Annotated in this window: 11 protein-coding genes; 7 read left to right on the top strand and 4 right to left on the bottom strand. The window is 69.7% G+C overall.

Annotation, left to right across the window (positions count from 1 at the left end):
* Positions 1-181 precede the first annotated feature (181 nt).
* From ACFWI9_RS31085 to ACFWI9_RS31060, 6 genes are all read left to right on the top strand, one after another.
* On the top strand, positions 182-559 hold the full coding sequence (locus ACFWI9_RS31085; RefSeq protein WP_387167660.1) for a hypothetical protein: 378 nt from the start codon (positions 182-184) through the stop codon (positions 557-559).
* Positions 556-1,431, top strand: a complete 876-nt coding sequence (locus ACFWI9_RS31080; RefSeq protein ID WP_387167658.1) for a hypothetical protein — start codon at positions 556-558, stop codon at positions 1,429-1,431. Before ACFWI9_RS31085 ends, ACFWI9_RS31080 begins: the two co-directional genes overlap by 4 nt.
* Positions 1,428-2,345 carry a hypothetical protein gene (locus tag ACFWI9_RS31075; protein WP_387167655.1) on the top strand — a complete coding sequence of 306 codons (918 nt, stop codon included), beginning with the start codon at positions 1,428-1,430 and terminating at the stop codon, positions 2,343-2,345. Before ACFWI9_RS31080 ends, ACFWI9_RS31075 begins: the two co-directional genes overlap by 4 nt.
* A 287-nt stretch (positions 2,346-2,632) precedes the next feature.
* On the top strand, positions 2,633-3,205 hold the full coding sequence (locus ACFWI9_RS31070; RefSeq protein WP_387167652.1) for an FABP family protein: 573 nt from the start codon (positions 2,633-2,635) through the stop codon (positions 3,203-3,205).
* Between the two features lie 49 nt (positions 3,206-3,254).
* Positions 3,255-3,692: a Fur family transcriptional regulator gene (locus tag ACFWI9_RS31065; protein ID WP_387167649.1), complete on the top strand. Its 438-nt coding sequence runs from the start codon at positions 3,255-3,257 to the stop codon at positions 3,690-3,692.
* 22 nt (positions 3,693-3,714) lie between these two features.
* The gene (locus ACFWI9_RS31060) at positions 3,715-4,680 is read left to right on the top strand and encodes a YgfZ/GcvT domain-containing protein (RefSeq protein WP_387167663.1); all 966 of its coding nucleotides are present in this window, start codon (positions 3,715-3,717) and stop codon (positions 4,678-4,680) included.
* A 28-nt stretch (positions 4,681-4,708) separates the two neighbouring features.
* Here ACFWI9_RS31060 and dtd read toward each other — a convergent pair whose 3' ends face one another.
* Positions 4,709-5,134, bottom strand: a complete 426-nt coding sequence (gene dtd / locus ACFWI9_RS31055; RefSeq protein WP_387167647.1) for a D-aminoacyl-tRNA deacylase — start codon at positions 5,132-5,134, stop codon at positions 4,709-4,711.
* Between the two features lie 175 nt (positions 5,135-5,309).
* On the opposite strand from dtd, the gene ACFWI9_RS31050 reads away from it, so the two are divergent.
* Positions 5,310-5,954, top strand: coding sequence for an AmfC protein (locus ACFWI9_RS31050; RefSeq protein WP_387167643.1), 645 nt, complete (start codon positions 5,310-5,312; stop codon positions 5,952-5,954).
* A gap of 218 nt (positions 5,955-6,172) precedes the next feature.
* Here ACFWI9_RS31050 and ACFWI9_RS31045 read toward each other — a convergent pair whose 3' ends face one another.
* The 3 genes from ACFWI9_RS31045 to ACFWI9_RS31035 all read right to left on the bottom strand — a co-directional run bounded on the left by ACFWI9_RS31045 (position 6,173) and on the right by ACFWI9_RS31035 (position 8,844).
* Positions 6,173-6,685, bottom strand: a complete 513-nt coding sequence (locus ACFWI9_RS31045) for a YfbM family protein (RefSeq protein WP_387167640.1) — start codon at positions 6,683-6,685, stop codon at positions 6,173-6,175.
* Positions 6,686-6,939: 254 nt separating this feature from the next.
* Positions 6,940-7,869: a LysR family transcriptional regulator gene (locus tag ACFWI9_RS31040; protein ID WP_387167637.1), complete on the bottom strand. Its 930-nt coding sequence runs from the start codon at positions 7,867-7,869 to the stop codon at positions 6,940-6,942.
* A 36-nt stretch (positions 7,870-7,905) separates the two neighbouring features.
* A complete protein-coding gene (locus ACFWI9_RS31035) occupies positions 7,906-8,844 on the bottom strand; it encodes an aminoglycoside phosphotransferase family protein (RefSeq protein WP_387167634.1) in 939 nt (312 codons plus the stop codon).
* Positions 8,845-8,955: the final 111 nt, after the last annotated feature.

The following is an 8,955-nucleotide window of genomic DNA, read 5'->3' as shown; positions in this document are numbered from 1 at the left end:
CGCGGCGCGCCCCCCCCCGGTGCCGGTGCGGGCCGCCGCGCCCCCCCAGTAAAACCGGGGCGGCTATGTGCCCACGCGGTTGTTTACAACCCGGTGGGCCCCCCCCAGGGGCGCCCGTTGCCCGGGCAACGGCTGGATGGACCCCGTGTCCTTTGCGGAGACGTACCAGGACGAGGGCCACATGCTCGAGTTCATGATGGCGTCCGACTTCCGCCGGGTGGCCTGCGCCTCCTGGGAGCAGGGCGAGTACAAGAGCACGTTCATCCAACTCATCCAGTTCCGCACCGCCGCCGCCGCGAACGAGCATGCGACCGGGCAGCTGCACTACGTGGCTGGCGAGGACTGGAGCAGCGAATCGGGCGATGCGCTGAAGGGCAGCGGCAACGGCCACTACGCCGCATCCAAGCTCAGGAATAAGCCCGGATACCTGCAGATGTACAGGGCGCGGGCTGTATTCCAGCGCGGCGATGTGATGGTCGACATCTTTGTGTTCGACACCAAGCGCATCAGCAAGAACGAGATCCGCACCCTCGCCGAGCGACAGCTGGAGCGCCTGTGAACCCCGAGACGCCCAAGACGTCGGAGACGCCCGAGGTGCAGAAGACGCCCGGGAACGCCGAGAGCATGGTGCTCGTGCCCGTGGGGCCCGCCAGCACGGTGGCGCCCTCGCGTGCCCGCCGGCGTCTGATGCTCGCGGTCCCCGCCGTGCTCGCCGCCTGCGCCATCGCCGCGGCCGGCATCTACACCAAGCTGACCGTCGACCGTGCCGACCGGACCGTGCCGACCACCCTGTGGGCCGAGAGCACCGGCAAGCCCGCCGATGACCCGGCGGGGGATGTGGCCCGTGGGCGGCACTCGACGCCCCTGAGCAAGCTGCTGCTGCCCGTCCCGAGCGGATACCGCCTCGGCCCTGACATGGACGCGTACGGCAACGACAGCGAGATCGGAGGCAAGGAAGCAGCCGCCCTGATCAAGGACGATGCCTCCGGCATGTCCGCCAAGCAGCGCCGTGAGTTCGGCAAGCGGGTCGACCGGATGGGTGTCCAGGGCGTCGCCATGCGCTCCTTCGTCTCCGAGGAGAACGACCTCGTCATCGAGGTGTCGATCGTCCGGATGAAGGACAAAAAGCGGATCCACGATCTGTTCGCGCTCAAGAAGGAACTGGCCGACGTCCTGGAGTTCGACAAGGGCCCGGCGATCAAGGGCCACAAGAAGTCGGCCTGCTTCCTCCTGCCCGAGCAGTTCGTCGATGACGCCGACAGCGGCAAGGAGCGGAAGTCCAAGCTCGCCGGAATGTCGTGCTCCGCCTATGACTCCGAGCTCCATGTGAGCGTCACGGCGTACGGGACCAAGCCGTTCGACAAGTCCGCCGTCGCCGAGCTGGTGAAGAAGCAGCTCGACCACATCGCGTCCCCGGGGGAGTACGTATGACCGAGCCGACGACCCAGGTGGCGGACGTGACCAGCGTTGCCGACATGACCGAAGTGGCCGAGGTGGGCCAGGCGGGCCAGGTGTCCGCGAGCGCGCCTCCGATGCCGACGGCACCGCCCGCGGTGCCCGCCCCCGTCACTGCCACCATCACCGCCCCCGCACGCGACCGCCGGATTCTTCGTGCCGTGGCCCGATGGACCGCCGCCGTGCTGGTCTGCGGTGGGCTGGGCGCCGGTACCGCGGTCGGTATCGCCTCCATGGAGCGCACGGACGTACCCGGCCTCGCCACCGAGGACGACGGGCGCTGGGACTACCCCCGACTGTCGCTGCCCGCGCTCCCGCAGGGCACTCCGCGACCGTTTAACGAGGCGAACGTGCTGGAGGTCCACCACGCCGACCTGCGGAAGCTTGTCCTACCCGCCCCGTCAGGGGCCATCGCGGACAAGAAGCTGACCGGCGGCTGGGTGCCGGCGGAGCGGTACCTCGCCGAGTACCCCGCAGCCAAGCGGGCCGATCTGGGCATGGCGCTCAAGGACCAAGGCGTCCGGCACATCGCCGCCCGGGCCTGGACCATGCCGGACGGTACGGCCTCGCGGGTCTATCTCCTCCAGTTCGACTCGGCCGACACCGCCGTCGAGTACAACGACCTGCTCGTGCTGGGGACGGAGCCGGAGGTGCCCCTGGTGGGCGCGCCGGCGTCCGGTCTCGACCGGGATTGGAAGGTGCCCCCCGGCAATTCCCCGACCATCTCGTACGTCTTCAAGGAGAAAGCCCCGGCGGGAGCCCTGGACGTCCGCCACGGGCACATCCTCGCGGGCGACACCCTGGCGCTGGTCATCCACGAGCGGAAGGGGAAGACCGCCGCGGTCCCCTTCCACCAGACGCTCGTGCTCCAGAACCAGCTGCTCGGCTGATCCCGGCTGCTGACCTCGCAGTGAGGGCCGGACTCCCGCCCACTAAGCTGGAGCCCGGCCCGTACTGCTCGCACCGCTCATCCGAGGAGCACCCGTGATCATTTTCTTCGAGACCCTGCTGGTCCTGGTCTGCGTCGGCGTGCTCGCCTTCACCGGTCTGGTCGTGAAGAAGCTGTACCAGGGCCAGCGCTGAACCAGCCCGGGTAACGGGTACCACCCGCGTCCCCGGCACAACCGCACCCACCCCCCTCGCACCACTCGCCTCGTAGAGATCGCCAGAGACACCCATGATCGAGATCCCGTCCGACCTCAATCCCGACCTCGTCCCCCTCGCGTTCCTGCTCGGTACGTGGGAGGGCGCGGGCGTCTCCGACTTCCCGGGCGCCGAGAAGTGCAACTTCGGCCAGTCGGTGACGTTCAGCCATGACGGCCGTGACTTCATCGAGTACGTCTCGCACTCCTGGGTCCTCGACTCCGAGGGCAAGAAGGTCAAGCCGCTGGAGTCCGAGTCGGGCTACTGGCGGATCGACAAGGAGCGCAAGGTCGAGGTCGTCATGGTCCGTGACCAGGGCATCGTGGAGATCTGGTACGGCGAGCTGGCCGACCAGAAGCCGCAGATCGACCTGGCGACCGACGCGGTGGCGCGGACCGCTGCCTCCGGCCCGTACAGCGGTGGCAAGCGGCTGTACGGCTATGTGAAGGGCGACCTGATGTGGGTCGGCGAGAAGGCGACCCCTGACGTGCCGCTGCGGCCGTACATGTCCGCGCACCTCAAGAAGGTCGTCACGCCCGAGCAGGTCGAGCAGTGGGCGAAGGACCTCGGGGACCTGCCGGACGACGGGATCGCGTTCTTCAAGTAGGCGTATACGTCCACAGGGCCATGCCGGCCCCCGCGCCTACACTGGGGTCGTGGTGAGCACCGACTGGAAGAGCGATCTGCGGCAGCGCGGCTACCGGCTGACACCTCAGCGCCAGCTCGTACTCGAAGCCGTCGACACCCTGGAGCACGCGACACCCGACGACATCCTCGTCGAGGTGCGCAAGACGGCGTCCGGGATCAATATCTCCACGGTCTACCGGACGTTGGAACTCCTGGAGGAACTCGGCCTGGTCTCGCACGCCCATCTGGGCCACGGCGCGCCGACCTACCACCTGGCCGACCGGCATCACCATCTGCACCTGGTCTGCCGGGACTGCACCAACGTCATCGAGGCGGATGTGGAGGTCGCCGCCGACTTCACCGCGAAGCTGCTCGACACCTTCGGCTTCGACACCGACATGAAGCACTTCGCGATCTTCGGGCGGTGCCGTGACTGCGCCGCGAAGGCCGCCGCGGGCCGGTCGTAGGCTTGGGCCCATGCAGCGATCAATCACCAGCCCTCTGCTGTCCCTGCCCGGCGCCGTCCCCGCCGAGGGGCGTGACGAAGGCGTGGCCGCACACTACGGCGATCTGTTCCGCGAACAGCGCGCACTCGCCGACGGCAGCGGTTTCGTGGACCTCTCGCACCGCGGTGTCGTCACCGTGTCCGGCAGTGACCGGCTGAGCTGGCTGCATCTGCTGCTCACCCAGCACATGACCGAGCTTCCCGTGGGCCGGGCGACCGAGGCCCTGATCCTGTCCGCCAACGGACATATCGAGCACGCGCTCTATCTCGTGGACGACGGCGAGACGGTGTGGGCGCATGTCGAACCGGGCACACAGGACGCGCTGGTCGCGTACCTGGAGTCGATGAAGTTCTTCTACCGGGTGGAAGTGGCCGACCGTACGGACGAGTTCGCCGTCGTCCAGCTCCCCGCCGGCTCGATCGCCGACACCCCCGACGGGGTCGTCGTACGGGAGACCCCGCAGGGCCGTGACCTGTTCCTGCCTAGGGGTGACCTGGAGGCGTACGCGGCGGCCAACGGCCCGGCGGCCGGGGTCCTGGCGTACGAGGCGCTGCGCGTGGAGGCGTACCGGCCGCGGCTGGGCTTCGAGACCGACCACCGGACGATTCCGCACGAGATCGGGCTGATCGGCAGCGCGGTGCACCTGCAGAAGGGCTGCTACCGGGGTCAGGAGACCGTGGCACGCGTCCACAACCTGGGGAAACCGCCGCGGCGGCTGGTGTTCCTGCACCTGGACGGCAGCGAGGTGCACCTGCCCGGCCACGGCGCGCCGGTCCGGCTGGCCGCAGACGGCGAGGACGGGCGCCAACTGGGCTTTGTCACGACCTCGGCCCGCCACCACGAGCTGGGCCCGATCGCGCTGGCGCTGGTCAAGCGGAACGTGCCCGTGGACGCAAAGCTGCTGGCGGGGAACACGGCGGCGGCCCAGGAGACCGTCGTGGAGCCGTAAGCCGCTCCAGCGACTCGCAGGCTCAGGCTCAGACCTCCAGCAGCACGGTGAACGGACCCTGGTTCGTGAGCGAGACCCGCATGCTCGCTCCGAACCTGCCGGTCTCCACCCGTGCCCCGAGCGCCCGCAGCTGCGCCACCACCTCGTCCACGAGCGGCTCGGCGACCTCGCCGGGCGCGGCGGCGTTCCAGGTGGGTCGGCGGCCCTTGCGGGCGTCCCCGTAGAGAGTGAACTGCGAGATCACCAGTAGCGGCGCGGCGATGTCCGAGCAGGACTTCTCGCCCTCCAGAATCCGCACCGACCACAGCTTGCGGGCAAGCTGCGCCGCCTTCTCGGGGGTGTCCTCGTGGGTGACCCCCACCAGCACACACAGCCCCTCGCCGACGATCTCGCCCACTGTCTCTCCGGCCACCACGACGCTCGCGCCGTCGACCCGCTGTACCACCGCTCGCATGAGGACCAATCTACTGGCGGGCCCCTGTCCGGGCGTATCCACGTGTATCCGGGGCTGAACGGGTGCAGACCACCTGCGTACGAACGGTCCGGAATGGCACGATGCACGCAGTCGGTGCTTCCCTTCCGCCCTACGGGCCAGGGAGACCCCATGCACCGGTCGAGGGGATCAGGCAATGAGCACATCTGGCGCCGGACAGCCGTCCGGCCCCGTTACGAGCGCGGTGCGACCGCCCGTGCAGCGCACCGCCGACACACTTCCCGAGCCGAAGGCGCCCGACCTCGGCGCGCTCGGGCTGCCGGAGCTGAGAGCGCTGCGCCGTGATTCGCAGCGCGACGAGGCGGATCTGAGCTACGTACGGCGTCTGCTGCACGGCCGTATCGACATCCTGCGGGCGGAGCTGTCCCGGCGCAGTGAAGTCCCGGTGCCCGCCCCGGTCGATCCGGCGGCGCTCGCTGAGCGAGTCCCGGACGCGGGTTCCCACACGGGCCCGGACGCGGCCGTCGTGGACCGGCTCTCGGCGATCCTCACCGACCCCCCGTCCCGGAGGGGCAACTCGGCCCGCCATATGACGATGTCCGCCCCGCGCGGAGAGGCATACGGGAAGCTCGCCGCGGAGATGCTGGCCGAGGTGGAGCTGTCCGACCTGGACGCCCGTACGGACGAGGAGCTGCACTCCGCGATGGGCCGTCTCGCGGGATACGAGCAGCAGGTGTCACGGCAGCGGGTGGAGCTCCAGCGGACCGTGGACGAGTGCAGCGCCGAGATCGCCCGCAGATACCGGGAAGGCGAAGCGCAGGTGGACGACCTGCTGGTCTGAGGCCCGGGTCCGGCTCACCCGCGCCGCGGATGCCCGCCCGGGAGCACCGCCGACGCGGCACCACGGGTGCGTCGGGCCCCGCACGCCGCAGGCGGATTCCGCCGCCTGCGCCGCTCTGGAGCGGTCACGTGCGGATCGTGCCGATGGCACGTCGGGAGGGACGCGGCGCCGCGCTGACCGGTTCCGCGACTGCACGGTGATGCCGCGCTGGGGCGGGCTCAGTCCAGCCAGATGAGCATGCCGTCACCCTCCCGTGCCGCCGCCGCGAAGAACGGCACCAGGGCCTCGTAGTGTTCGCGCACCCAGTCCAGGGATTCACCCCGCTCCCAGACGATGACCGGGTAGGTGTCCGCCGCCGCCAGCTCCTCCGGGCCGACACCGGCGACGAGTTCGGCCCCGCTGATCCGTACGAGGCCCTCGGCTGCCACCTTCACCCGCTCGGGCGTGAGATAGCGCGGCGGACCGTACCCCCAGTCCTCGGCCCCGGGTATCTCCTCCTCGCCATGGACGACATCTACGGGGAACCCCATCCGGCGCAGCAGGAAGCCGAGGGCGTCCCAGGCCTTGTCGGTGTCGAGGCAGCGCGCCTCGCCGGCCTTCAGACCAGGATCGCCCCCGTCGAGCTCCGCTTCCACCAAGTCGTCGACCAAGCCCAGGGCCCACTCCGGATCGCGGATGACCCGCTGGAGCTCGGCCCGGCTGACTCGTGCGTACTCTCCGATCATGCTCATGTGTTCGATCGTAGGAGTGGCCACTGACAACGCCGCCGCTGAGCCCCCGGAAGGCCACCGGATCATCCCTGCGGCTTGCGGGCATCGCGCACCACGCGACGACACCGGTGAGCGCACCGTCCGTCAGGTCGAGTTCGGTCTTCGAACCAACCCCGAAGCGCACGCCAGTTCGTTCTCAAGGAGCACTGCGTAGTCGGCGGCCACAGTGTCGTAGGCCGTACGTGTGGCGCGAAGGTGGAGGTGGGCTGATTTGATCACGGTGCCCATTCCGCGCCTCCGCAACTACGGGCGACCACGTCGGCGAAGGCCCGGGCGAGCGGACTGAGTGCGTCCCAGCGGCGGACCGCCCAGCCGACCGGCAGGGGCGGCAGATCGGGGATGGGGACGAGGCGGAGAGACCCTTCGCCGGGGCCGTCGCCGGCGCCCTGGCCCGGCATCCGCCAGCCGGGCATGACCGGCACCACGGCATGACCCAGGCCGAGTTCCGCCAGCAGAAGGGCGGTGTCCCAGTCGGCGACGCTGGTGTCGGAGCTGCTCCGTACCCCGAGCTCGGTGAGCGCGGTGTGGAGGTGGGCACCCGAGGTGGAGTTCTGGGGTAGCCGGATCAGGCTGATGCCGCCGAGATCCGCCGTGCTGATCCGCGAACGGGTGGCGAGGGGGTCGTCGGCCTTGACGGCCAGCACCCATGGCAGATGCACGACGGGTCGCTGCTCGATGCGGGGGAGCGCTTCGCCTCTGATGGTGACCCAGGCCAGATCCAGGTTGCCGGAGGTGAGGGCGTCGAAGCAGTTGCGGCTTGAGGTCTCCGTCCGGAACTCCAGGCTGACCTTCGGGTAGCGCCGCCGGAAGGCGACTATGGCCTCGGACATGAAGTGCCGCACGGTCGTGCCGCCCGTGGTGACGCGTACGGAGCCGCTGTCGCCATTGGCCAGGTCCGTGAGACGGCGCAGAGCTTGGTCCAGGCCGTCGATGCTGTTCGACGCGGCATCGAGCAGGACGCGTCCGGCGTGGGTCGGTACGACACCGCGCGGTTGACGCTCCAGGAGGCTCATACCGGCCTCGCGCTCAAGGCGCTTGACGCGCTGGCTCACCGCCGACTGCGTGCAGTCGAGTTCGCGTGCGACCGCGCTGAGGCTACCGGCCCGGCACACGGCTACGAAGACGCGCAGATCATCGAAAGTCACGGGCCCAAGTTACCGCTTGGCCTTGATTCAACGACCTTAGGATTGAGTGGGGTTCGCGGCGTGACGGCGGCCTGCGGCGTCGGCAAGGATCGCCTGGAGCCGAGCCCGGCATTCGGCGACGAACGCGGGGAACGTCCCCCAGTAGTACGAGATCCCGCTGACGCCCACCGCGACCGCCCAGGCACGGGCGCGGGCCCAGGTGGCCTCGTCAAGGCCCATGGTGTCCCAGTAGGCCTGCCGTGCCTGTGCCGGCAGATCCCACACCGTGGCGTGCTCGGCGTCCGGAAACCCGATCGAAAGCCCGCCGAAGTCGATGACCGCGTGCAGCCTGCCGTTCCTGACCAGCAGGTTGCTCGGCTTCAGGTCGCCATGCAGCCACACCTGCCGCCTGGCGGCGGGATCGGGCAGCGCGAGCGCGGCTCGCCACAGCCGTTCCAGCGCGTCGATGTCGAGCTCGGCACCCACGGTGGCCCGGCAGTCGTCGAAACTCTTGCCGACCCATTCGTCGCACGGCTCCAGGTCGCCGCCTCGATACCAGCCGAGGTCGTCCGCCCGTGCCGCCCCCATGAGGTCGACGCCGTGCAACTCCCGTACGAATACCGCCAGATCCGCTCCGAACACGGCCCAGTCCCGGACGGTGTCCGGACCCGGTTCCGCACCGTCGATCCAGCGGTAGACGGACCAGGGGAGCGGGAACGCGTCAGCGGGCGTCCCGGCGTGGACGGGCGTGGGAATCGAGCATGGGAGGTGGGGCGCCAGGCGGGGGAGCCAGTCCCGCTCCTTCTGTATGGACTGCCCGTTTCCTGCGGTCCGCGGCAGGCGTACGAGCAGCGCGTCGCCCAGCCGGTACATGGTGTTGTCCGTGCCCGCACCCGCGCGTGACAACGGGAGCCCGGCCCACTCCGGGCACTGTGCCTCCAGCAGGGACCGGACGGTGGTCTCGTCCACGGGGATCTCGTTCTCGTGCAGCGTCACGACCGGAAGTCTCACCGCCCGACGGAAGCGGAGCCAGGGGATTTCCGGAGCCGAGGTGCGGATACCTGCCGTGCGGCGGCTTCTCGGGCGTGACGTACGCGCCCGAGAAGC

The sequence above is a fragment of the Streptomyces sp. NPDC127084 genome (assembly GCF_042724175.1).
GTDB lineage: Bacteria > Actinomycetota > Actinomycetes > Streptomycetales > Streptomycetaceae > Streptomyces.
This window is presented reverse-complemented; position numbering and strand designations above follow the sequence as displayed.